Raw genomic sequence first — 24,056 nt, forward strand, 5'->3', positions numbered from 1 at the left:
GGCCGTGCACAGCACGCGCATCAGAAGGTGAAGGCCGATCGCATGCTGCGCGTGGCCGGGTCGCCGGCCAGTTCGAGGTGCTCGGGGATGCCGAGCAGGTCCTCGGTGGTGCGCAGCAGAGAGTAGTGGTTGAACAGGTCGCTGGACGTGGCGCCCGGGCGGGTGGACGGGGAGACGACGAGGGTGGGCACGTGGCAGGTCTCGCTGAGGGTCACCGCGCAGTCCTCGTCGGTTCCTTCGCCGTACCCCTCGTCGAAGGAGACGATCACCGCGGTCTTCCCCTGGAGGTAGGTGCGGCTGAGCAGGATGCGCAGCAGCCATCCGCCGAGCCAGGCGTCGCCCGCCGCGATCTTCGTGCCGGAGATGTCGTGGTCCTTGCCGGCGACCAGGAACGAGAACGCGGGCAGGGTGCTGTGGGCGAGGTCGTCGCGGAGCGCTCCGGCGGTTGGCGTGCCGGCCGGGACGTTCCAGCGGGCGCAGTCCTCGGCGAGCTGCGGGTAGTACGGCGCGGGGTTGTGGTGCACCACGTAGGGCAGGGCGTCGGTCGCCCGGCAGTTCTCCGGCATCGCGTCCGAGTAGACCCGCCACTGCTTCCCCTGCGCCTTGACCTGGTCGAGGATCGACGGGAACGGCGCGTAACAGTATTCGGGCACGCCCGGGTCGCACGAGGCCGGCGCGTCGTGCCAGTCGACGCCGCCGGTCGCCGCGATGTAGTTGCGGAAGGACGGGTGGGTCAGGCCGTAGTAGGCGGTCGCCGTGCCGCACTGGCGCGAGAGCAGGTTGAAGGCGGGCGCGTCGTGGTTGCCGATGATCTGGCCGTAGGAGGTGTTCTCCATCCAGATCCAGATCACGTGGTCGTAGGTCTGCGGGGCGGCCGAACGCCAGCCGCAGGGGTAGGACGGCCAGGTCGAGGCGCCGGCGGCCGTCGGCGTGAGCAGGGGTGTCAGGCCGAGCAGCAGCGCCAGCACCAGGAGGGTTCTACGCATGGGACCTCATCGATCGTTCGATTACCAGGGGATGCCGCGCCCGGACCGGAGGAACGCGCCGGTCGGGCCGTCGTCGGGAAGGGTCGCGGCCGAGACCACGCCGGGTGCCGCCTCCTCGGGCGAGGTCGTCGCCCGGGGCATCATGCGGGTCCTGACCATGCCGGGGTTGACGGCGTTGACCAGCACGCCGGTGCCCCGGAGCCGCTCGGCGAGCACGACCGTCAGCGCGTTGAGCGCCACCTTGGAGACGGTGTAGGCGGGGGTGCCCGCGTGCAGGCCCCCGGTGAAGGACGCCGTGCCGCTGGAGACCATCACGACCCGGCCCCAGCCGCGCTCCACCATGCCGGGGAGGAAGGCCAGCGACACCCGCCACGAGCCGAGCGTGTTGACCGCCAGCGTGCGCGCCGCCGCCTCGTGCTCGGCCGTCGAGCCGTCCAGCAGCACCCCCGCGTTGTTGACCAGGATGTCCACGCCGCCGACCCGGTCGAGGGCCTCGGCGACCGACGCGTCGTCGGTCACGTCGAGCCGCACCGCCTGCGCGTCGTGCCCGATGGCACGGGCCGTCGTGCCGGCCGCCCGCTCGTCGCGGGCGCCGACGACCACCCGGTGGCCCTGTTCCGCCAGCAGCGCGGCGACGGCGCGGCCGAGGCCGCGGGCGGCGCCGGTGACCAGCGCGGTCCTCGGGGTCACCGCGGTCCTCGGGGTCACCGCGGTGCCCCGGCCGCCGGCGCGGTGAGGCCGACCAGGCCGGCCAGCCGCTCCAGCTGGTCGCCGTCCGCCGAGCAGGGGAAGAACAGCAGTTCGTCGCAGCCCGCTTCCGCGTGCTCCCTGATGACCGCCCTGACCTGCTCCGCGGTCGTCGCGACGCCCGCGGCCACCCGGGCGGCGTAGGGGCCGAGCCCGCCGTAGCAGGCGTCGGCGTAGGCGCGTGCGCGGTCGCCGGCGCCCGGCCCGAGCGCGTAGTACACGAGGGCCATCAGCCGCGGCCGGCTCGTCCGGCCGGCCGCGCGCCAGGCGTCGGCGAAGCGCCGCACCCGCTGCTCGTACGGCTCGGCGGAGCCCGCTCCCGCGATCCAGCCGTCGCCGTGCAGCGCGGCGCGGCGCACGGCCGCCGGCGAGTGTCCGCCGACGATGATGGGCGGCCCGCCGCCGGGCGGCGCGGGGCCGACCGGGGTGTCCCCCCGCCAGATCTCCCGCATCCGCGTCAGCATCTCGTCCAGGCGGCGGCCCCGGCCGGCGAACGGCACTCCCGTGGCCAGGTAGTCGTCCTCGCGTCCGCCGGCGGCCACGCCGAGCACCAGCCGCCCGCCGGTCAGCGCGTGCATCGTCGCCGCCTGCTTGGCCAGCAGCGTGCCGTCCCCGCGCAGCGGGCCGATCAGCACGGTCGTCGCCAGGCGCACCCTGCTGGTCACGGCCGCGGCGGCGGCCAGCGTCACCAGCGGCTCCTGGTTGCCGGACACGACCCGGTCCAGGACGGCGACGCCGGCGAAGCCGTGCTCCTCGGCCGCCCTGGCCCATTCGACGGCCCGGGCGGGATGCGTGCCGGGGACCATGACCGGCAGGCCGACACCTATGTCCATGCGACGCACCTCTGTGAGGCTTTCGGGTGGGACGACTACCGAGAACCTGGCAGCGGCGCTTGGAGTCCTGGTCGAGAGCCGCTCGGGGGTCCGCCGCGGCGGGGCGCGTCGCGGCCGGTCGGCCCGCCGGAGCCCTCCAGCGAGCCTCGAGCCGTCCCTGCGATGGTGGGGACATGCGTGTGATGATCACCATGTGGGCCTGGGGTCCCTCCCACTACCAGCCGCTGGTTCCGCTCGCCTGGGCGTTCCGGCTGGCCGGACACGACGTGATGGTCGCGACCCAGCCCAGGCTGACGCGGCACGTGCTGCGCTCGGGGCTGCCCGCGATGCCGCTGGGCACCGACGACGAGGTGAGCGCGGCGGTCGAGCGCTTCCTCAAACCCGGCGCCCTCCCCCGCAAGGTCATGGTGGGGAACAAGAGCGAGTCGCGCACCATCCGGGACTTCGCGCAGATCGCCGAGGCGATGGCCGGGCCGCTCACCGAGGCGGTGCGGGCCTTCCGCCCGGACCTGCTGATCTTCGAGGAGACGACGTACGCGGCGCCGCTGGTCGCGGCGCTGGAGGGCGTGCCCGCGGTGCGGCACCTGCTGGGGCTGGACTGCCTGTCGCCGCTGCGGTGGACGGAGTCCCCCGCCCTCGCGGAGCTGACCGAGCGCCTCGGCCTCGGGATGGTGGACCTGGCCGGGCTGGTGACCGTGGACGCGTGCCCGCCGAGCATGCAGGTCGAGGGCGACTTCCGCCGCCAGCTCATGCGCTACGTGCCCTACAACGGCACGGCGGAGCTGCCCTCCTGGCTGGACGAGGGCAGGCGCCCGCGGGTCTGCGTCACCTGGGGCACGAGCATGTACCGCTTCGAGTACTACGACTTCGTGGCCGGGAAGATCATCGACGCGGTGGCCGGGCTGGGCGTGGACGTGGTCGCGGCGCTGTCGGAGGCCGACCGCCGCGCCCTCGGCCCGGTGCCGGGCAACGTGCGCGTGGCGGAGACCCTGCCCTTGGGCGCCGTGCTGCCGGGCTGCGACCTGGTGATCTCCCAGGGCGGCATGGGCACCACGCTCACCGCCGCGGCCTTCGGCGTGCCGCATCTGATCGCGCCCACGCTGCCCGACCACAAGGTCAACGTCGGCCAGCTCGCGAAGACGGGCGCCGGCGCGGTGCTGGACGTCTCGGCGGACGCCGCAGGCATCGCCGCGCAGGTCGCCGAGGTGCTCGAGACCCCTTCCTTCACCGACGCCGCGCACCGGGTGCGCGCGGAGATCGCCGCGCAGCCGCTGCCCGCCGAGGTGGCCGGCCGGCTCGCCGAACTGGTGCGCTGACCCACGCCGCCACCCCCGGTGGGCCCACCCGTGACAGAGGACCGGTACGTGGGCCCACCTATGGCAGAGGACCAGTACCCGGACCCGCCCGTGGCAGAGGACCAGTACATGGACCCGCCCGTGGCAAAGGACCAGTACCCGGACCCGCCCATGACGAAGGGCCGGTACGCCTGGCGTACCGGCCCTCTGCCGAGCGCTCCTCCCGCCGTCCGCGCGCTTGTCAAGCCGTCCGGGGGCCGCTCCCCGGTGGAGCGGTCCCGGGTCGCTTACTTGCTGACGGCGTTGCGGAAGAACCGGATCGAGGCCAGCCCGGTCGCGAGCGTCCCGCCGACCAGGGCGAGCATGAACGCCCACTGGGGCATGTGCGGCATCACCGGCGTGAGCACGGCGCGCAGCGCCTCGCTCAGGTAGACGATCGGGTTGAACAGGACGATCACCTGGAGCCACGGGACGTTGCCCAGGGCCGCCCAGGGATAGTAGACGCAGCCGAGCATCAGCGCCGGCATCATGATCACCGTGAAGAGCAGGTTGAACTGCGTCGGGTCGATGATCGTGCCCAGCAGCAGCCCCAGGCACGACGACAACAGCGCGCCGGACACCACGACCGCCGCGAACAGCGGCCAGCTCGTCACCTGCAGCACAGGGGACTCGCCCGGAGCGTGGGTGAAGTAGAGCACGGGGAAGACGCAGATCGCGGCGAGCAGCGCCTGCACCGCACCAGAGGTGATCTTCTGCAGCGCCAGCGCCCAGAGCGGGATGGGCGCGAGCAGCCGGTCCTCGATCTCGCGCGGGAAGGACATCTGCGAGATGAGCGGCACCGAGACGCCCATGATGCCCGAGTAGATCATCGTGGTGGCGAGGATGCCGGGGATCATGATCGTGCTGTAGGACACGCTGCCCGCCGCAGGCGAGAGGTGCGCGGCCGGCAGGACGTAGGAGAAGACGAACATGAACAGCAGCGGCTGCACCAGCACGCGGGACAGGAAGGTGAACAGCTGCTTGCGCAGGACGACCCTGGCGTCCCTGGCCAGCATGGCCCAGAAGGTGTGCGACACCCCCGGGCGCCGGGCCGTCTCAGCGGGCGGAGCGATGTCCAGCGTGGTCATTGCGGTACTCCCTTCCGGTCAGCGCCAGGAACACGCTCTCCAGGCTCGGGCGCAGGGTGGTGATGTCCAGCAGGTCGGCCCCGTCCGCGGCGCCCGCGTCGATCAGCTCACGCAGCAGGCCCTCTGGCCGGGTGGTGACGACGCGGACCTGACCGCCCGTGGCCGTCACCGCGCGCACGCCCTCGCGGCGGCGCAGTGCCTCCGGCACGCCGGGCGGCTCCACGTCGTAGGTGGCCGTGATGACGGTGTCGCCGTGGGCCTTCTTCAGCGCCTCGACGCTGTCGCACGCCAGCACCACGCCCTTGTCGATGATGGCCACCCGCTCGCACAGCGCCTCGGCCTCGTCCAGGTGGTGGGTGGTCAGCAGCACCGTCTGACCGCTCGCGTGCATCTCGCGCAGCACGCCCCATAGGTTGATCCTGGTCTGCGGGTCGATGCCCGCGGTCGGCTCGTCCAGGAAGAGCACCTCGGGGCGGTTGATGAGGGTGCGGGCGATCATCATCCGGCGCATCTGGCCGCCGGAGAGCTGGGCGGCCTCGGCGTCGCGCCGGTCGGCCAGGTCGAACTGCTCCAGCAGGTGCTCGGCGCGGGCGCGGGCCGCCGCCCGGCTCATCCCGACGTACCGGCCGCGGAACTCCAGGTTGTCGATCACGCTCAGCTCACGGTCCAGGGTGTTGAACTGGCCCATGACGCCGATCCTGCGCTTGACCTCCAGCGGGTCGCGGGCGACGTCGAACCCCGACACCCGCGCGCTGCCGCCCGTCGGGGTGACCAGCGTGGTGAGCATGCCGATCGTCGTCGACTTGCCGGCGCCGTTCGGGCCGAGCAGCCCGAAGAACTCCCCGCGTCCGACCTCCAGGTCGACGCCCTGGACGGCGTGCACCTCGCCGGAGGGCGGGGTGTAGGTCTTGCGCAGTCCCCGCGCCTCGATGGCGGCGGTCCCGCCCGCCGGGCCTCCCCCGCCGGACTCGTGGCCGGCACGGCGCACCTCGACGGCCTGCCCGCTCATGACAACACCTCCACCAGGCCGGCGCGCCCGTCCACCGTGACGATCTGGCCGTCCCGCAGCAGCCGCGTGGCGTCGCCGGTCGCGACGACGGCGGGAACGCCGTGCTCCCTGGCGATGATCGCCGGGTGGGACAGCAAACCGCCGCTGTCGGTGACCAGGGCCCCGACGCTGCCGAACAGCATCGACCACTGCGGCGTGGTCTCCGGGCAGACCAGGACGTCCCCCGGCCGGAGCTTGGCGAAGTCGGCCTCGCTGACCAGGACGCGCACCGGCCCGGTGTAGCGCCCCGCCGAGGCCGCGACGCCGCGCAGCACGTCGCCGGAGCTCTGCTCGCGGCGCTCGGAGCCGACTCGATAGGCGGCGTCGACCCAGCGCATGGGGGCGAGGGCGGCCAGGTCGTCCGCGCTCATGGCGTCCATCGCGTCGGCCACCGGTGGGGGCGGCGGCGGGTCGCCGTAGGACGGCGGTCCCATGTGCGCGGCCGCCCACGCCACCCGCGCCGCCTCGGCGGCGACCTGTTCGCCGCGCGGACGGCCGTCGGCGACCGCGGCGCGCACCTCGTCCAGGTCCAGCATGAAAACCTCTGTCTCGTCGGAGATCTGACCGCGCCGGGCGAGCCGGCGGCCCGCCTCCGTCAGTCCGTACCTGAACAGGCCCCAGGCGGTGTGGGCGTGGAAGGCCGTGTCGTCCCTGAGCGGGTAGGCGGCGAGGGCCCGTTCCAGCAGCCGATCGAACACGGCCACGTCTCCCGCCCCCGCCTCCCGCCCCGGCCCGTCGTCCCGCCCTCCCCCACCCGGGACGAGCTGGGCGCGGGCCTCGGCGGCCGCACTGTCGCGCGCGCGGGCCGCCTTCTCGGTGCCCGCGGCGGGGTCGGGGGCGTCCAGTTGGGCGGCGACCAGGCGCAGCAGGGCGTCCGGCCGCTCGGCCATGGTGGGCTCCGCGAGGTCGGCGCCGAGGCAGCGCAGCCCGTACACCTCCATGAAGGCGCGGACACGCGCCGCGAAGCCCGGGTCGGCGGCCAGGACGGCCGCGGCGCCGTCGCCCCGGGCCAGCGGCTCGCGCACCGCCGGGTTCTCCCGGGCCGCGCGCGCAAGGGCGTGCAGTTCGCGCGCCGGCTCGCTGGTCTTGCCCGGCACCCCGGACACCAGCGTCAGCACGCGCGCGACGTCCCAGCCGAGCCGCTCCTCGCAGAGCGCGCCGAGCGCGCCCCACACCATGCTGGAGGCGCCGCCCACCAGGAAGTGCAGCCGCTGCGCCTCGGCGGCCAGTTCGTGCAACTCGGCGAGGCGGGTGAGCAGCCCGGCGTCGCTCAGCGCCGCCAGGCCGGCCCGCCTGGCGCGCTCGATGTCCGCGACGAGCCGCGGCTCCCAGGCGTCGCGCCAGGACTCGACCAGCCGCCACGGCTCGTCGTCGCGCAGGGCGCCGGCGACCGCGGCGAGGCATTCGCGGAGGGCCTGCGGCTCCCGGACGAGGGCGATGCTGACGTAGGACCAGCCTTCGACGCTGCGCACCCGGACGCGGTCGGCCGTCGCGAACCTGAACAGCTCGGCGCTGTGGTCGTTGACGGCCTTGATCAGCGTGCCGACGTTCATGCGGGACAGCGGCTTGAGAGAGTACTCGCCCCGGGTCCAGAACCCAGGCGGCGCTCCCTCCAACCCCCCGGGCCTACCAACATCGCCCGGCCTACCCACATCACCCGACCTGCCCGCGTCACCCGACCCGCTCGAATCACCCGGCCTACCCGAATCACCGGGCCTACCGGTGTCACTGGACCTGCCCGAATCACCCGGTCTGCCCGTGTCACCGAGCCTGCCCGTGTCGCCGGGCGCGGGCAGGCCGTCCGGTGGCGCGGCGGGGTCCGGGGGCGGCGGGAGGGCGGTGATCGGCCGCGCCTGGAGCAGCGCCACCGCGCCGCCGTGCCAGGCCCACTCCACGTCCGCCGGCGCGCCCATCCACGCCTCGACCCGGTCGGCCAGCGCGGCCACGGCCGCGACCTGCTGTTCGCCGAGCGCGTCCTCCCGCCCCGACATCCGCGTGGCGCGGCCGTCGCGGACCGACCACTCGTCGGGCGTGGCACGCCCGGAGACCAGGCGGTCACCGAGGCCCGCGACCACGCTCACCAGCGTCCGCCTCCGGTCACCGGTCACCGGGTCGGCGGTGAAGGCGACCCCGGCCGCCTCGGCGGGCACCATCGTCTGCACCAGCACCGCCATCGAGGGCCCACCGCCGTCGCGGTAGGCGGCGGCCCTGTCCCCGAACGCCGAGGACCAGCAGGTCAGCACCGCCTCCAGCAGCGCTTCGTGCCCTCGAACGCCGAGCACGGTCTCGTACACGCCCGCGTAGGAGCGATCGGGGAGATCCTCGTCGGGGGCGGACGACCGTACCGCGACCGGGCCGCCGCCGAGCGCGTCGAGCGCCACGCGCAGGGCGTCGGCGACCTCGCGGGGCACGGCCTGCGGGGGGCACGGCCGGCCCGGGACGCGGGCCGGCGCGCCGGAGAGCACGGGCCCCATGGCGAGCGTCAGCGCGCGGGTGGTGAGCACGAACCCGCCGGGCACGGGGAAGCCGGCGGCCGTGAGCGCGCCGAGCGTCGCCGCCTTGGTGCCCACCTCGGCGGATCCGGCTCCCGCAAGCCCGGCCAAGGGCAGCGTCAGCCTCTCCGCCTGGGTGCCCATCTCGGCGGGTCCGGCTCCCGCAGGCCCTGCCAGGGGCAGCGTCAGCCTCTCGGCGGTCACCCGGCCGGCTTCCGCAACGCCGCCGTCTGCGTCATCACCGGATACACCTTGGAGATCAGCAGCTCGGGCAGCAGCTCCACGACCCGGTCGAAGTCGAACTCGGGGAAGCCGAGCAGCTCGCGCGGGTCGCCGGCGACCAGCTCCAGGCCCGAGCGCTCGACCAGGGAGTGCACGTTCTGGTTGATGCCCCACACGTTCCTGTCCAGGACCCCGAACGGCTTGATGTCGAGGAACAGGTCGACGGTCAGCAGCAGCATCCCGCCGGGCTTGAGCAGTTTGACGCAGTGGTCGATGATCTCCAGGGTCTCGGCCGCGTCGAGGTGCTCCAGCACCGACAGGCAGAAGATGCGGTCGAAGCCGCCCGGTTCGAGGCCGGCGTCCTGGATCCGCTCGGCGACCAGCTGTACCGACGTGCCGAAGGTGTCGTTCAGCACCTTGTGCCGGTTCGGGGTCAGCAGGATGTAGCCGGGGTCGCTCCAGTCGTTGTAGTCGCTCCTCGCCGTGGGGTCGACGTTGACCACGTCGTGGCCCTCCATGGCGGCGACGAACTGGAAGCCGCTGGCGCCGCCGCCGATGTCGAGCAGGCGCTTGGGCGTGTCCAGCTCGGCCGTCAGGTAGGCCCACGGGTACTCGTAGATGCGGGTGTGGCTCGCCGGCTGGAAGGCGAAGGGGCCGAAGTCGGGCCCTCCGGGGTTGGCCTGGGCTGCCCGCACGTCCTGCGTGGGGTGCCCGCCGGTCATAAGGCGCCGCCCGGCCGCGTGCCCGAAGGGGGCGCCCCAGCGCTCGTTCCACTTGCGGTAGTCCTCGGGAAGGTTCTTTCTGCCGATCATGCGGTCCGCCTTTCGCGGTCAGGAGAGGGACAGTGCGTGCGGCGAGCGCGCGGCGAGGTCCTCCAGATCGCCGACGATCTCCGTGGGGGCCGGCAGGCCGATCGCCTCGTCGCGCAGGGCGCGGACCGACGCGCGCAGGGGCTCGTCGTCGAGCAGCCGCCGCACGTGGGCGCGCACCGCGTCCGGGCCGGCGTCCTCGGGCATCAGCACGACGCCGCCGCCGGCGCCCGCCAGGCACGAGGCGTTGAAGGCGTGGTCGGGGAACTGCGGCACGATGAGCTGGGGCACGCCGCAGACCAGGCTGGTCATCGTGGTGCCGGTGCCGCCCTGGTGGACGATGGCGTCGCAGGTCGGCAGCAGCATGTGCAGGGGCAGCGACTCCACCAGCCTGACGCCGGCCGGCACCTCCCCGACCAGCTCCGCGTGCCCGGGGGCGACCGTGGCCACGACCTCGACGTCCAGTTCGGCGATGGCGCGCAGCATCGAGCCGGCGAGGACCATGTGGGGGTTCAGCTTGCCGAGGGTGGTGCCCCAGGTGACGGCGACCCTGCGGCGGGCGGGCGGTTCCAGCAGCCAGCCCGGCATGACCCCGGGACCGTTGTAGGGAACGTAGCGGACAGGCAGGCGCGGGTATTCGCAGGGCACCTGCATGCTCGGCGGGCACGGGTCCACGGTCAGCGCGCCGAGCGGGTCGACGGGCCTGGTGATGCTGAGCTTGGCGCGCAGCGGCTCCAGCAGCTCGACCTCGAGCTCGCGGGCCGGGTAGGCGATGTCGGGGGCCTTGAGGTGGCGGACGTTGGGCACGCCGAGCGCGGCGGCCAGCAGCGGCCCGGCGAAGCCGGACGGGGTGTGCACGACCAGGTCGGGCCGCCAGGCGCGGCCGAAGTCGATCAGGTCGCCCACCATGGCCTCGGCGAGGTCGACGAAGATGCCGAGCGCCTTCTTGCCCTTGCCCTTGCGCAGCTCGCGCCAGCGGTCGGGGGTCATCTCCGCGGTGCCGTCGATGCCCATCTGCCGGCGCACGGTCTCGACGAAGTCGATGTCCTCGCCGACGCTGACGGCGGGCAGCCCCGAATTGACGATCGAGTCGACGATCCCCGGCTGCCCCGCGACCCGCACCTCGTGCCCCGCGTTGCGCAAGGCCCAGGCCAGCGGGACCATCGGGAAGTAATGCGGGCTCCACGCCCACGTGGTGAACAACACGCGCATAGGCCGACCACTCCCTCGGACGAGATGTGCCGTCACAGTCGCAGTGGCCGTTCGCGATCCGCTCGAGTTTCGTTGAGCCGGGCGCTCTCAACCGATCCAGGATCGGCCCCCGAGGCGGGCGGCACACGCTGGCGGCCCGTCCCGACCACGACAAGGGAGCGCGTCATGCGGGTCCTGTTCACCACGTACGCCGCGGCCTCGCACTACTACCCGATGGTCCCGCTGGCCTGGGCGCTGCGCCTTGCCGGGCACGAGGTGCGGGTCGCCGCGCAGCCGTCGTTCGCCCCGCGCGTCGCCGAGGCGGGGCTGCAGCCGGTGGCCGCCGGCGCCGACGCCGACCCCGGCGCCGCGTGGCGGGGCCTGGACCTCGGGGTCAAGGGTGACCCGGCGGGCGGCGCGGGCGAGCGGACGGCGCGCACGATGACGATGTTCCGGCTGGCGGCCGAGGCGATCGTGGACGACGTCGTCGCGGTCGCCCGGGAGTGGCCGGCGGATCTGGTGGTGTTCGAGCCGCGCGAGTACGCGGGTCCCGCCGCGGCTGAGCTGCTCGGCATCCCCTCGGTGCGGCTGCCTTATGGAATCGACCACACCCCGCCGCGGCGGGACGCCGAGTGGCCGCTGCTGGCGCCGCTGTGGGAGCGGCTCGGCCTGGCCTCGGTCGACGCGGCGGGGACGGCCACGCTGTGCCCGTGCCCGCCGAGCCTGCAGGTGCCGGACCTGCCGGAGCAGTGGCCGATGCGGTACATCCCGCACAACGGGCGCAGCCACGCGCCCGCCTGGACGCATGACGGGGAGCGGCGGGTGTGCGTCACCTGGGGCACCTCGATGGCGCAGGCGAGCGGCCACCTGGAGCCGCTGGAGGAGCTGCTCGGGGCGCTTTCCGGGGTGGACGGCGAGGTGGTGCTGGCGGTGGATCCCGCGCAGCGCGAGATGCTCGGCGACCTGCCGCCGGGGGTGCGCGTGGCCGGCGGCGTGCCGCTCAACCTGCTGCTGCCCACATGCGCGGCGGTCGTCCACCAGGGCGGGGCCGGTACCACGATGACGGCCGCCGCCTGCGGTGTGCCGCAGTTCGTCGTGCCGGTGAAGGGCGACCAACTGGTCAACGCCGAGCGGGTGTCCGCGCGCGGCGTCGGCCTGTCGGTGCCCTATGCGCGCCTGGACGCGGCCGAGGCGCGCGAAGCGGTCCGCGTGCTGCTCGGCGACCCGCGGGTGCGGCGGGCCGCGCGCGAGGTGGCCGCCGAGAACGCCGCCCAGCCGGGGCCGGCCGAGGCGGTGGCCACCCTGGCCGAGCTGGGGACCCGCTGACGGGGAAGGTCGCCGGAGCGGCGGCCTTCCAGGGTCAGAAGAGCCCCAGCAGCGGGCCGACGGTCTCCAGCAGCTCCCGGGCGAAGACCCGGAACAGCACGGGGATCTGGTAGCGGATGTCGCCGTCCATGGCGGCGTGCTCCGCCGCGGTGTGCAGGAACTGCATGTTGACCAGGCGGTCGAGGGTGCTGTCCACCACGTTCCTGTCGCCCTGGAGCATCGAGGCGGCGGTGCCGAGGGTGAACACCGAGGTCTCCGCCGCGGCCAGGGTGAGGACCGCCGAGCGCTCCACCTCGTCGAGCTGCTCGTAGCTGGAGGCGATCTGGGCGCGGATGTCCAGGGCCTCGGTGCGCAGCACGCTGAGCCTGTGGCACTCGTCGCCGAGCCGTACGACGAGCTTGTCCAGCGACCAGTGCGGCGCGGCGACGAGCCGGTCGCCGGCCGTGCGGATCGCCAGCGGCCACAGCCCGCACATCCTGACGATGCTGGCGGCCGCTTCGGGTTCCTTGGCCACCCGCTCCCTGCCGACGATGTTGCCGAGCATCTCGACGGCGTCGCCGACGCTGAGGAGGCCGAGGCGCAGGTGGTCCACCCCGGCGAGGCCGGGCAGCACCGAGCGGCTGGTCACGACGACGGCCCATTGGGGGCCGCTGGGCAGGAGCGGGCGCAGCTGCGCGGCGGAGGCGGCGTCGTCGAGCAGCAGCAGGCCGGACCGGTCCGCGCTCCAGCCCCGGAAGAGCTGCTGGCGCTCCTGCAGGCTGTCGGGGATCAGGTCGTGCCGCACGCCGGCGGTGCGCAGGAAACCGGCCAGCACGTCGGCGGGATCGGCGTCGGCGCCGAGGGAGGCGTAGAGCTGGCAGTCGGGGAACCGGGCCCTGGCCTGGTGGGCTGCCCTGCGTGCCAGCACCGACTTGCCGATGCCGGCGGACCCGGTCAGCACCACGACCCGCGGGGCGCATTCGCGCGGTTCTAAGAGCCTGCCGAGAGCGGCCAGGTCGCCGGCCCGTCCGGCGAAGTCGCCGATGTCCGGCGGGAGCTGTGAGAGCCGCACGTTCTGCATGAGCGTCCCGCCCCAGGTGCGGGCCCGCACCGGTGGCTGCAGCGAGGCGGCGTCCGACAGCACGTCCTGGTGCAGGCGTTGCAGGGCCGGGGACGGATCCAGCCCCAGCTCGTGGTTCAGCGAGCGGCGCAGCTCGTGGTAGACCTCGAGCGCGGTGGAGCGGCGGTCGGACCTGTAGAGCGCGACCATCAGCTTGGCGTAGAGGTCCTCGTGCAGCGGATTCTCCGCGACCAGCGCGCGCAGTTCGCTGACCAGCTCGTGATGCCGTCCGAGCCGCAGGTCGGCCTCGACGCGCAGCACCAGCGCCCGCAGCATGGCCTCGTCGATCCTCGCGGCCTGCGCCGACAGCAGGGCCCCGCGTTGCACGTCGGTCAGCGCGTCTCCCCTGCGCAGGGCGAGCGCCGTGTGCAGCGCCGCCGAGGCCTCCTCCACACGGCCGGCCTCGAGGGCGGCCTGTCCTCTCGCCAGTGACCTTTCGAACACGGTCAGGTCGAGGTCGTCGGGTGAGATGGCGGCGACGTAGCCGAGCGGCTTGGTGACGAGGATGTCGTCGGCGTGGCGGCCGGCGTGCGCGGCGAACAGTTTGCGCACCTGGTAGACGTAGGTCTGCAGGGTGGTGACGGCGCTCTTGGGAGGCGCCTCTCCCCAGATCTCCTCGATCAGCGTGCTGACCGGGACGACACGGTTGCGATGGGTCACCAGCAGCGCGAGCACGGTGCGCTGCTTGAGGGCGCTGGGCGTCAGGATCTTGTCGTCTTCGAGTACTTCGAGTGGGCCTAGGACTCGAAATTGCATAAGTCACCCGCCTTCGCTTGATCAGCCAAGCACAAGGCACCTCAAGGGTGATGGCGAGCTGCTGAGACCGTTGGCGGGCCGAGACCGGGACATGCGTCATCGAACCCTGGAAACAGCGCTTCTGACCCCCGTGGACCCTGGCGCCTTGACAATATTTCCCACTGTGAACAAACCAGTAGGTTCGCCCACCATCCCGTACCGCCTCGGACGGTGGGCGCCCGAGGCGTTCTTACCAAGTGACCCCACGCAACATAACTAGCTGTGTCCTTATATGTCTAGACTTTGTCGTGATTTCCGGTCAGGCAGCTACGGGTAACGGAGCGTAATACCGCTCCCCGAATGCGCAATTCCGTAGGGGCGCCCCTAGCCGCGAGGCAAGTGAACTGGGGTTCCCCCGCAGAGTGATGAAATGGTCACTCACGGCCGCGACCCGCCGCCCGCGTTCACCGTCGTGAACCGCGGGGAAATCACCGTCGGCATACGTCGAGACGCAGAACATCCGTCAGGGAAACGGTCAGAATCACGTCAGCTCTTTCTGTCGGAAGACGGATCGCCCTCCGGATGACCGGACGAGCAGGCCGGCGCGACAGACGGCACGATGGGCGAGATGTCCGATTTGCACCTCAAGCCGACCTCTAGCGATCCTCGAGCGCCACGCCGCAAGATCACGCCAACGGACTTCCCTGACAATCCTCTCACATCGCCATTCGAAGAGGGGCTCATAAACCTCACTTTCCGCGAAAGGCGATTGTGTGAACGGAGTGCGATGTCCCCGAAAGACGCAGGGCAATTAGTTTGGGATAAAGCCCTGGAAATTGCCCGCTATCTCGCGCTCGGCCTGTCCGCCATCGGCTGCGCCCACTACATGTGGCCGGGCGACGGCATGATCTCCCATTACGGACCGTTCCGCCGCCATCCCGAAGGCGCCGGTCCGCGGCCCTCCGCCGAGGAGAGCCGTCTGTGGGCCGGGCTGGAGGCCGACCTCCGTGAGGCGTTCGACGAGGCGCGGGGCGATCACCGATGGTGACCGCGACCGCGACCGGCGCGTGGACCCGCTGCGCGGGCTGCGCGGCCCCCGTCTACGGCCGACGCTTGGCCCGCGCCCTCCAGGTCTGCCCCGAATGCGGGCACCACGGACGGCTCGGCGCCCACGACCGGCTCGGCCTGCTCCTCGACGACGGCTGGCGTGAGCTGCCCTCGCCGCCCGGCGCCGACGACCCGCTGCGCTTCACCGACCTGCGTCCCTACCGCGAGCGGCTTCGCGAGGCACGCGACGCGACCGGGCTGCCGGAGGCGATCGTGTGCGCGGCCGGCGCGGTCGACGGCCGGCCCGTCGTCGCCGGCGCCATGGACTTCCGCTTCCTCGGCGGCAGCATGGGCTGCGGCGTCGGCCGGCGCATCGAGCGGGCCGCGCGCCGCGCGCTCGCCGACCGGGTCCCGCTGATCCTCGTCAGCGCCTCCGGCGGGGCCCGCATGCAGGAGGGCGCCCTTGCCCTCATGCAGATGGCCAGGACCAGCCAGGCGCTGGCCGAACTGGACGAGGCGGGCATCCTCACGATCTCGCTGGTCACCGACCCCACCTACGGCGGCGTCGCGGCGTCCTTCGCCGCGCTCGCCGACGTCGTGCTGGCCGAGCCGGGGGCCCGCATGGGCTTCGCCGGCCCCCGGGTCATCGAGCAGACGATCGGGCACCGCCTGCCCGAGGGGTTCCAGACCGCGGAGTTCCTCCTGGAGCGCGGCCTGATCGACGCCATCGTGCCGCGCGCCGAGTTGCGCGAGACCGTCGGGCGGCTGCTGGACGCCGCCCGCGGCCCGCGCCGACCGGCCGGGACGCGCGACCACCACGAGGAAGCGCGACCGCCGGAGCCCGGAGCGCACGACCGGACACGGCCGGCGGAGCCGGGGGCGCCGGGCGCGGGAGGTGGCTTCGCGCAGGAGGGGGACGAGGACGCGTGGCGGGCCGTCCGGCTGGCCAGGGATCCCGGCAGACCCACCACCCTGGACCACATCGAGGCCGTCGTGGACGGCTTCCAGGAACTGCGCGGGGACCGGGCGGCCGGTGACTGCCCCGCGATCGTCGGCGGCGTCGGCAGTCTCGCCGGCAGGCCGCTGGTCGTGGTCGGCGTGCAGAAGGGCCGCGACCTGCGCGAGCGGATGGCGCGCGCCTTCGGGATGCCTTCGCCGGCCGGGTACCGCAAGGCCGGCCGCCTGATGCGGCTGGCCGCCAAGTTGCGCATCCCCGTGCTGACGCTGGTCGACACCCCCGGCGCCCATCCGGGACGGGAGGCCGAGGAGCACGGCCAGGCCTTCGCCATCGCCGAGAACCTGCGCCTGATGTCCGGCCTGCCGGTCCCCGTCGTGAGCGTCATCACCGGGGAGGGCGGCAGCGGCGGGGCGCTCGCGCTCGCGGTGGCCGACACGGTGCTGGCCCTGGAGAACGCCGTCTACTCGGTGATCAGCCCCGAGGGCTGCGCCAGCATCCTGTGGCGCGACCCGGCCGCCGCGCCGCGCGCCGCCGGGGCCCTGCGGCTCGGCGTCCGCGGGCTCCTGGCGCAGCGCGTGATCGACGAGGTGATCCCCGAGCCGCCGGGCGGCGCGCACGCCGATCCGCAGGCGGCCTCCCTGGCCGTCCGCGACGCGGTGGCCGCCCACCTCGACCGGCTGGCGGGGCTGGACCCCGCCGCACTGGTCGCCGAGCGCCGCCGGCGCTTCTCGTCGTTCGGCGGCCCCGCGGAGGGAGAGATGCCATGAGCGACCCATCGACGTCCGGCGCGCCGCCGGAGGGGCCGGCGGCCGCGCCGGGTGACGCCGGCGCCCTCGCCACGCTGTGCGAGCGCCTCACCGGCATCCTCGACGCGACGCGCGACCGCCCGGTGGCGCACCTCCGGCTCGCCTTCGCGGGCGCCGAGGTCGAGCTCGCCTGGGCGGCTGAGGCGCCGCAGGGGCTCCCCGCCGCTCTTCCGCCCGGCGCGGCGGCGGGGCCCGACGGGCACGCCGCCTCCCTCGGCCACACGCCGCCGGACCGAAGCGCGGTACCGGCTCACGCGCCCGCGGACGCGCCGCCGGGACCGCCGGGGCATCGGATCACCGCCCCGCTGGTCGGCACCTTCTACGCCGCTCCCGCCCCGGGCGAGAAGCCGTTCGCGCGGGTGGGCGACCACGTCGTCGCGGGCCAGCAGCTGGCGGTCCTCGAGGCGATGAAGCTGATGAACGGCATCGACGCCGACGTCACCGGCGTCGTCGCCGAGATCTGCGTGGACGACGGCACGCCGGTCGAGTACGGCCAGTCGCTGTTCGTCATCACCCCAGAGACGGCCTAGGCGCCATGTTCAAGACCGTGCTCGTCGCCAACCGCGGAGAGATCGCGCTGCGGATCGTCCGCACCTGCAAGGAGCTCGGCATCCGCGTCGCGGTGGTCCACTCCACCGCCGACGCGGACTCGGCCGCGGTGCGGCTGGCCGACCAGGCCGTCCAGATAGGCCCGCCGCCGGCGCGCCAGAGCTACCTCAGCATCCCGGCGATCATCGAGGCCGCCCGGCTGTGCGGCGCCGACGCCGTCCACCCGGGGTACGGCTTCCTGTCGGAGGACCCCGACTTCGCCCAGGTGTGCGCCGACCACGGCATCACCTTCATCGGCCCGTCCCCCCGCGTGCTGTCGGCGCTGGGCGACAAGGTGCACTCGCGCGGCGCCGTCGTGGGGGCCGGGCTGCCGGTGCTGCCGGGCAGCCACACCGCGACCTCGACGGCCGCCCAGGCCCACGCCGTGGCCGAGCACGTCGGCTATCCCGTCATCGTCAAGGCCAGCGCGGGCGGCGGCGGGCGCGGCATGGCGGTCGTCGACGACCCCCGCGAGCTGGCCGGGGCCTTCGCCAGGACCCGCTCGGAGGCGCGCGCGCTGTTCGGCGACGGCCGTGTGTACCTGGAGCGTTACCTGGGCTCCAGCCGCCACGTGGAGGTCCAGGTGCTCGCCGACCGGTTCGGCAACGTCGTCCACCTGGGCGAGCGCGACTGCTCGGTGCAGCGGCGGCGGCAGAAGCTGCTGGAGGAGACGCCCTCCCCCGGCCTGTCGTCCTGCCTGCTCGACGGCATGACCGGCGCCGCGACGCACGCGGCCCGCGCTCTCGGGCTCACCGGCGCGGCCACCTTCGAGTTCCTGGTGGAGAAGGACGTCTTCTACTTCATGGAGGCCAACTGCCGCCTGCAGGTCGAGCACCCGGTGACCGAGATGGTGACCGGCGTCGACCTGGTGCGCGAGCAGATCATGATCGCGGCCGGGGAGCCGCTGTCGTTCGGCCAGGACGGCGTGGCCCCGCGCGGAGCGGCCGTCGAGTGCCGGATCAACGCCGAGGACCCCGAGCGGGGCTTCATGCCCACCCCGGCCGTGATCGACGCGTTCGTCCCGCCCGGGGGCCCGTTCACCCGGGTCGACACCCACGGGCACGCCGGCCTGCGCGTCAGCCCCGAGTACGACTCGCTGCTGGCCAAGGTCGTCGTGTGGGCGCCGGACCGCGCCGCGGCCCTGCGGCGGATGGACCGCGCTCTCACGGAGTTCCGAATCGAGGGCGAGGGCCTGCGCACGACGGCGGGTTTCCTGCGCCAGGTCCTCGACCATCCCGCATTCCTGGCGGGAACCCATTCGACGAGGCTGGTCGAGGCGATGCTCGGCCGGCCCGGCGACCGACCCGAAGGGCAGTAGACCATGCGCGTTCTCGTCACCGGAGGAGCGGGTTTCATCGGGACCCGCGTCGTCGCGGCCCTGCGCGAGCAGGGCCATGAGATAAGGGTGCTGGACGCCCTCCTGCCCGCCGTCCACGGCGGGCGGCGGCCGGTGCTGCCCGAGGGGGTGGAGTTCGTCCACGGCGACGTCCGCGACCCCGGCACCGTCGAGGCGGCGCTCGGCGGCGTCGACGTCGTGTGCCACCAGGCCGCGATGGTCGGCCGCGGGCACCACGTCTCCGAGGCGCCCGAGTACGCCGCGATCAACGACATGGGCACCGCGATCCTGCTCGCCGCCATGGCCCGGGCCGGCCTGGGCAGGCTCGTGTTCGCCAGTTCGGTCGTCGTGTACGGCGAGGGCGTGTACACCTGCGCCGAGCACGGCAGGGTGTCGCCCGGCCCGCGCACCCGGGCAGACGTGGACGCGGGCCGGTTCGACCCGCCCTGCCCGCGCTGCGGGGCCGCGCTGCGGCCGGGCGAGCTGTCCGAGGACGACCGGCTGGCCCCGCTCAACGTGTACGGCGCGACCAAGCTGGCGCAGGAGCACCTGGCGGGCGCGTGGGCCAGGGAGACCGGCGGCATGGCGATCGCGCTGCGCTACCACCAGGTGTACGGGCCCGGCATGTCGCACGACTCGCCGTACTCGGGCGTGACCTGCGTCTTCCGCTCGGCCGTCCGCAACGGCGAGACCATCGAGCTGTACGAGGACGGCGCGATGCTGCGGGACTTCATCCACGTGCGGGACATCGCGCTCGCCAACGTGAACGCCATCGGCCTGGACCGCCCGGGGTTCCGGGCCTACAACGTGGCGACGGGGACTCCGAGGACGGTGGGGCAGCTGGCCCGCACCCTCGCGGAGCTGTCGGCGGGGCCGGCGCCGAAGGTCAGCGGGCGGTGTCGCTTCGACGACGTCCGGCACATCGTCGCCTCGCCGGCGCGGCTGAAGCGGGAGCTCGGCTGGGAGCCCACGGTGAGCTTCGAGGACGGCATGAAGGAGTTCGTCACCGCGCCGATGCGGGCCTGAGGGACGCGTGGGCAGGGCCGCCGCGGCGGCCCTGCCCACGCGCTCTCCGCGCTCACACCGACAGGTGCGCCACCAGGGACTCGGCCTCGGCCACGCAACGCTCGCCGAGCAGCCGCGCGTCCGCCTCGGTCAGCAGGTCGGCCCGGTAGCGGAGCATGGCACGCGGCCGGGGTTCCGGCCACACCTCGAACGCCACGTCGCTGCGCTCGACGGGCGGGCCGATGCGCTCCCCCTCGCAGGCCACGCCCGGCAGGTCGATCCGGCCGGGCGCGTAGTTGTGCATGGCGAAGCGAACCTGCAGGAGCGGGTGCCGCGGCGTGCCGGCCGGCGGCTCGTAGAGGCGGTCGATGGGCACGATCGGCGAGGCCACCGCAGCGCGCAGCGCCCCGGCCGCGGCGGCGACCGCGGCCGCCGGGTCGTCGGGGAAGCCGGGGAAGCGCAGCGTGATCAGCGAGGCGAAGCAGCCGATCACGTCCTCGGCCTCGGGGATGGACCGTCCCGCCACGGGCACCGTGACCGGGAAGTCGGTGGCGCCGGTGCGGGCGCGCAGAGCGCGGACGTAGGCCGCGAGGAACAACGCGGTGGCGGTGCCGCCGGCCGCGGCCGCCGCCCCGGCCGCGCGTTCCAGCAACGACCGCCCGATCGGCAGCGGGATCTCGGCCGCCGGGCCGACCTCGGCCGTGGAGCCGCCGAGCGGAAGCCCGGGCATGCCCCTCAGCTGGTCGGTCCAGTAGCGGCACGCCTCGTCGAAGCGCGGCGCCTCGTACCGCTCCTGCTTGGCGATCACCCGGTGGAAGGAGGTCGCGACGCGGTACGGCGGGCGGCGCCCGTTCACCAGTTCGGTGTAGGCGAGGCCCACCTCCCGCCAGAACAGCACCTCCGACCAGCCGTCGAAGCCGGAGTGGTGCGCCGAGAGCACCAGCAGGTGGTCGTCGGGGCCGAGCGGGATGAGCAGCACGCCGAGCGGGACGTCCCGCCCGATGTGGTAGCGGCGGCGGGCGAAGGCCTCGGCCCGCTCCTGCGCGGCGGCCAGGTCCGCCGGCTCGGCGACGGTGAACGCGGACGGCAGCGCCGCCGGGTCGAGCACCTCGATGACCGGCCTGCGGCGCACGGCGGGCAGCCGCGTGCGCAGGGCCTCGTGCCGGCCGACCACGGTGTCGACCGCCTGGGCGAGCGCGGCCCGGTCGAGCGGCCCCGTCAGCCTGTAGCGCATGCCGATGAGCGCCTGGTCGGCCTCGGGGTCCAGCCACTCGGCCAGCCAGAACCTGTACTGGTTGCAGGGCAGCCCGTCGGCCCACTCCGGGGCCCGTTCCTCGGCCTCGGCGCACACCGTCGGGCCCGCCTGGAGCAGGGGGGCGATCCGTGCGGGGGTGCGGAGCTCGAGGATCTCGGCGGCGGTGACGGCGCGTCCCAGCCGCAGCCGCAGCCGGTTGGCGAGCCGGACGGCGGTGAGCGAGGTGCCGCCGAGGCCGAACAGGTCGTCTCCGGAGTACACCGTGCGGCCGAGGAGGTCGCCGGCGAGCTCCAGGACCGCCTTCAGCTCCGTGCCCGCGTCCTCGCCCTCGCCCTCCCCCGCGCCGGCGGACTCCTCCGGCAGCAGATCGGGGAGGGCCGCGTAGTCGACCTTGCCGTTGGCCAGCAGCGGCAGCGCGGCGAGCGGCACCAGCGTGGCCGGCACGAACACCTCGGGCAGGCGGCCGCGCAGGTGCTCGCGGACGGTCTCCGGCGCGGCGGGCGCGGGTGCGCCCGGCGCGGGGGTGTAGAACGCGGCGAGCCGTTCCGGCGCCCGCCCGCCCACCGGCAGCGCGACCGCGCCGGCGCGCCCGACGCCGGGGACCCGCTCGATGGCGTGCTCGACCTCCCCCAGCTCCACGCGGAACCCGCGGATCTTGACCTGCCGGTCACGGCGGCCGACGAAGACCAGGTCGCCGCCCTCGTCCACCCTGGCCAGGTCGCCGGTCAGGTAGACCCGCCGGGGCCGGCCCGCAAGGTCCAGCGTCGGGAAGCGGTCGGCGGTGGCCTCGGGATCGCCGAGGTAGCCGCGTGCCAGCCCGTCCCCGCCGACGGCGATCTCGCCGACCTCGCCGGGGGCGCTGGGCCGCCGATCCGGGTCCAGCAGGTACACGGTGGTGTTGACGATGGGACGGCCGATCGGCACGTCGTCCTGCTCGCCGGCGCCGGTGACCACGTGGGCGGTCGCGGCGATGGAGCTCTCGACCGGCCCGTAGGCGTGCACGAGGCGCATGCCCGGGTGCTCGCGCAGGCACGCGGCGAAGTGCCGGGCGGAGGCGCGCTCGCCCCCGGTGACCATCAGGTCGATGCCCGCCAGGCAGCGCGGGTCGTCGTCGAGCGCGGCGTTGAACAGGACGGCGGGCAGGGCCAGCACGTTGACGCCCTGCGCGACCGCGTCGCGGATCCCGGCCGCGGTGAGGTGCCCCTCCTCGTACAGCGTGCACGTGCCGCCGCGCATCAGCGGGACCCACAGTTCCAGGGCGAAGATGTCCCACGCGACCGAGGCGCACTGCAACGAGTGCATCGGCCCGTCCAGGACGTGAAGCGGGTCCAGCGCGGCGCGGACCACGCCCCGGTGCGGCGCGAGCACGGCCTTGGGGGCGCCCGTGCTGCCGGAGGTGAGGAAGACGCAGCACGGGTCCTGCCCTGAGCCGCGCCCGGGCGGCTCGGCGGGCGGCAGGCGCAGGCCCTCGCGCAGCAGGGACGCCGTGGTGACGGCGTCGCCGCGCCACGCCCCGCCCGCCCCGGTGATCTCCAGGCGCGGGTTCACCAGGGCCGACAGCTGCTCGTGGCGGGCGCGGGGCCAGTCGAGGGGGACGGCGGCGTAGGCCGCGCCCCGCTTCAGCACGGCCAGCAACGCGGCCACCATGCGGGGGCCGCGGCGCATCCGGACCGTCACGATGTCCCCCGGGCCGACTCCGCGTTCGGCCAGCGCCACCGCCATCGTCTCGGCGTCGACGACGAGGTCGGCGTAGCTCACCTCCTGGCCGCGCCAGCGCAGCGCCGGCGCCGCCGGGTTCAGCGAGGCCTGCCGGTCGATCCACCCGTCGATGTGCTCGCCGTAGGGGTAGTCGGTGAACGGCCCGCGGAACTCCGGCGCGCGGTCACTCATGCCGCTCCCCCGCCGGCCGGCGCTCGGCCAGCTCGACGAGCACCGCGGCGTCCAGGTCGCCGTCGCCCGCCGCCACGACGGCGGCGAAGCGCTCGGCGGCCCGGGCGGCGACGGGGAGGTCGACGCCGAGCTCGCCGGCGGCGGCGAGGGCGAGGCGCAGGTCCTTCTCCATCAGCGCCGCGCGGAAGGCCGCCGGCTCGTAGGTCCGCTCGCGCATGATGTCGGCGCGGAAGGCCATCACCTTGGAGCTGAAGCCGCTCGCGGCGACGGCGGTCAGGAGCAGGTCGCGGGGCAGCCCGGCACGGACGCCGTAGGCGACGGCCTCGGCCAGCGAGGCGACCTGCGCGCCGAGCAGCAGGTTGAACACCAGCTTGAACGCCGCCGCCTGCCCCACGGGGCCGAGGTGGAGGAGCTGATGCCCGAGCGCCTCCAGCACGGGCCGCACCCTTTCGACGTCGGCGGCGTCGCCGGCGGCCAGGACGCGCAGCTCCCCCGCCCGGGCCTGCGACGGGTTGCCGAGCAGGGCGGACTCGACGAAGCGCCGGCCCGCCGCGGCGACGCGGCCGGCCAGGAGCCGGGAGTGGCCCGGCGAGACGGTGCCGGTGTTGACGACCGTGCTGTCGGGCTTGACCGCGTCCAGCACGTCCGCGGTGAGGACGGCGTCCACGGCGGCCTCGTCGCTGAGGCACAGCAGCACCGCCTCGGCGCCCGCGACGGCGTCCTGAGGGGAGGCGGCGACGCGGGCCCCGGCCGCCTCCAGCGGCGCGGCGCGCCCGGGGGTCCGGTTGTGGACGGTGACGGCGTGGCCGGCCTCCAGCAGCCGGTGGGCGAGGCCCGCCCCCATCCCGCCGAGGCCGATGACGGCGATCATCCGCGGGTCTCCTCGGCCGGCTCGGCGGACAGCTGGGAGATGCAGCGCATGAGGCTCGCGGAGAAGTGCCGCCTGAACCCTTCGGCGGTCCCGGTGTCGCGGGGGGCCGCCAGGTACGGCTTGAGCTTCTCCTCCAGTTCGTGCACTCCCTTCTGCCGCGCCATGTGCTGCGCCACGTGCTGCAGGGAGCCCTCGTAGTGGATGAACCTGACCAGGGTGGCGTCGTTGATGAAGACGCCGGTGCCGAGCAGGCGACCGGCGACGCGGCCCTCCTCGTCGCGCAGTTCGGGGGTGTCCACGCGCTGGAACCCGGCGAAGATGGCCGCGATCTCGTCTTCGTGGCCGGGCTGGACGTTGTAGGTGATGGCTGCGTAGGGCATGGCCCCTCCT

At 74.2% G+C, this 24,056-nt stretch carries 19 protein-coding genes; 7 read left to right on the plus strand and 12 right to left on the minus strand.

All coding sequences use genetic code 11. The annotated features are described in order from the left end of the window. Positions 1-20 precede the first annotated feature (20 nt). From ACFO60_RS20725 to ACFO60_RS20735, 3 genes are read right to left on the minus strand one after another with little or no spacing between them, the layout of a single operon-like run. Entirely contained in the window at positions 21-986 is a 966-nt protein-coding gene (locus ACFO60_RS20725; RefSeq protein WP_380842401.1) for an alkaline phosphatase family protein, read from the minus strand. Between the two features lie 21 nt (positions 987-1,007). Then, entirely contained in the window at positions 1,008-1,676 is a 669-nt protein-coding gene (locus tag ACFO60_RS20730; protein ID WP_380842403.1) for an SDR family NAD(P)-dependent oxidoreductase, read from the minus strand. Positions 1,677-1,690: 14 nt separating this feature from the next. Continuing rightward, a complete protein-coding gene (locus tag ACFO60_RS20735; protein WP_380842405.1) occupies positions 1,691-2,566 on the minus strand; it encodes an LLM class flavin-dependent oxidoreductase in 876 nt (291 codons plus the stop codon). Between the two features lie 173 nt (positions 2,567-2,739). On the opposite strand from ACFO60_RS20735, the gene ACFO60_RS20740 reads away from it, so the two are divergent. Further along, positions 2,740-3,882: a nucleotide disphospho-sugar-binding domain-containing protein gene (locus tag ACFO60_RS20740; protein ID WP_380842407.1), complete on the plus strand. Its 1,143-nt coding sequence runs from the start codon at positions 2,740-2,742 to the stop codon at positions 3,880-3,882. Between the two features lie 266 nt (positions 3,883-4,148). Here ACFO60_RS20740 and ACFO60_RS20745 read toward each other — a convergent pair whose 3' ends face one another. The 5 genes from ACFO60_RS20745 to ACFO60_RS20765 are packed head-to-tail and all read right to left on the minus strand — an operon-like array spanning position 4,149 to position 10,771. Further along, on the minus strand, positions 4,149-4,988 hold the full coding sequence (locus tag ACFO60_RS20745; protein ID WP_380842409.1) for an ABC transporter permease: 840 nt from the start codon (positions 4,986-4,988) through the stop codon (positions 4,149-4,151). Continuing rightward, positions 4,957-5,997, minus strand: coding sequence for an ABC transporter ATP-binding protein (locus tag ACFO60_RS20750; protein WP_380842411.1), 1,041 nt, complete (start codon positions 5,995-5,997; stop codon positions 4,957-4,959). Before ACFO60_RS20750 ends, ACFO60_RS20745 begins: the two co-directional genes overlap by 32 nt. Further along, on the minus strand, positions 5,994-8,732 hold the full coding sequence (locus ACFO60_RS20755) for a PEP/pyruvate-binding domain-containing protein (RefSeq protein ID WP_380842414.1): 2,739 nt from the start codon (positions 8,730-8,732) through the stop codon (positions 5,994-5,996). Before ACFO60_RS20755 ends, ACFO60_RS20750 begins: the two co-directional genes overlap by 4 nt. Then, the gene (locus ACFO60_RS20760) at positions 8,729-9,562 is read right to left on the minus strand and encodes a class I SAM-dependent methyltransferase (RefSeq protein ID WP_380842416.1); all 834 of its coding nucleotides are present in this window, start codon (positions 9,560-9,562) and stop codon (positions 8,729-8,731) included. Before ACFO60_RS20760 ends, ACFO60_RS20755 begins: the two co-directional genes overlap by 4 nt. Before the next feature lie 18 nt (positions 9,563-9,580). Next, a complete protein-coding gene (locus tag ACFO60_RS20765; RefSeq protein ID WP_380842418.1) occupies positions 9,581-10,771 on the minus strand; it encodes a nucleotide disphospho-sugar-binding domain-containing protein in 1,191 nt (396 codons plus the stop codon). 165 nt (positions 10,772-10,936) lie between these two features. Here ACFO60_RS20765 and ACFO60_RS20770 point away from each other — a divergent pair, with 165 nt between their 5' ends. Continuing rightward, on the plus strand, positions 10,937-12,076 hold the full coding sequence (locus tag ACFO60_RS20770; protein ID WP_380842420.1) for a nucleotide disphospho-sugar-binding domain-containing protein: 1,140 nt from the start codon (positions 10,937-10,939) through the stop codon (positions 12,074-12,076). A gap of 34 nt (positions 12,077-12,110) precedes the next feature. On the opposite strand, the gene ACFO60_RS20775 is transcribed toward ACFO60_RS20770, so the two are convergent. After that, a complete protein-coding gene (locus tag ACFO60_RS20775) occupies positions 12,111-13,931 on the minus strand; it encodes an AfsR/SARP family transcriptional regulator (RefSeq protein WP_380842422.1) in 1,821 nt (606 codons plus the stop codon). A gap of 607 nt (positions 13,932-14,538) precedes the next feature. Between ACFO60_RS20775 and ACFO60_RS20780 the strand changes: the two genes are divergently transcribed. From ACFO60_RS20780 to ACFO60_RS20800, 5 genes are read left to right on the plus strand one after another with little or no spacing between them, the layout of a single operon-like run. Beyond that, positions 14,539-14,958, plus strand: coding sequence for a hypothetical protein (locus tag ACFO60_RS20780; RefSeq protein ID WP_380842424.1), 420 nt, complete (start codon positions 14,539-14,541; stop codon positions 14,956-14,958). Then, positions 14,952-16,682 carry an acetyl-CoA carboxylase, carboxyltransferase subunit beta gene (gene accD, locus ACFO60_RS20785; RefSeq protein WP_380842426.1) on the plus strand — a complete coding sequence of 577 codons (1,731 nt, stop codon included), beginning with the start codon at positions 14,952-14,954 and terminating at the stop codon, positions 16,680-16,682. The genes ACFO60_RS20780 and accD overlap by 7 nt, the downstream gene beginning before the upstream one ends. Continuing rightward, positions 16,679-17,251 (plus strand): acetyl-CoA carboxylase biotin carboxyl carrier protein, encoded by a 573-nt coding sequence (locus tag ACFO60_RS20790; RefSeq protein ID WP_380842428.1) that lies wholly within the window; start codon positions 16,679-16,681, stop codon positions 17,249-17,251. The genes accD and ACFO60_RS20790 overlap by 4 nt, the downstream gene beginning before the upstream one ends. A 5-nt stretch (positions 17,252-17,256) precedes the next feature. Beyond that, a complete protein-coding gene (locus ACFO60_RS20795; protein ID WP_380842430.1) occupies positions 17,257-18,627 on the plus strand; it encodes an acetyl-CoA carboxylase biotin carboxylase subunit in 1,371 nt (456 codons plus the stop codon). 3 nt (positions 18,628-18,630) lie between these two features. Then, positions 18,631-19,671 (plus strand): NAD-dependent epimerase/dehydratase family protein, encoded by a 1,041-nt coding sequence (locus ACFO60_RS20800; RefSeq protein ID WP_380842432.1) that lies wholly within the window; start codon positions 18,631-18,633, stop codon positions 19,669-19,671. A gap of 52 nt (positions 19,672-19,723) precedes the next feature. Here ACFO60_RS20800 and ACFO60_RS20805 read toward each other — a convergent pair whose 3' ends face one another. Genes ACFO60_RS20805 through ACFO60_RS20815 form a run of 3 tightly spaced genes read right to left on the minus strand, consistent with a single transcriptional unit; the run spans position 19,724 to position 24,046 of the window. Then, complete coding sequence (locus ACFO60_RS20805) at positions 19,724-22,795, minus strand: AMP-binding protein (protein ID WP_380842434.1); 3,072 nt, start codon at positions 22,793-22,795, stop codon at positions 19,724-19,726. Continuing rightward, positions 22,788-23,666 (minus strand): NAD(P)-dependent oxidoreductase, encoded by an 879-nt coding sequence (locus tag ACFO60_RS20810; protein WP_380842436.1) that lies wholly within the window; start codon positions 23,664-23,666, stop codon positions 22,788-22,790. The genes ACFO60_RS20805 and ACFO60_RS20810 overlap by 8 nt, the downstream gene beginning before the upstream one ends. Then, positions 23,663-24,046, minus strand: a complete 384-nt coding sequence (locus ACFO60_RS20815; protein ID WP_380842438.1) for a SchA/CurD-like domain-containing protein — start codon at positions 24,044-24,046, stop codon at positions 23,663-23,665. Before ACFO60_RS20815 ends, ACFO60_RS20810 begins: the two co-directional genes overlap by 4 nt. Between the last annotated feature and the right edge of the window lie 10 nt (positions 24,047-24,056).

The organism is Sphaerisporangium dianthi (assembly GCF_042654065.1).
Taxonomy (GTDB): domain Bacteria; phylum Actinomycetota; class Actinomycetes; order Streptosporangiales; family Streptosporangiaceae; genus Sphaerisporangium; species Sphaerisporangium dianthi.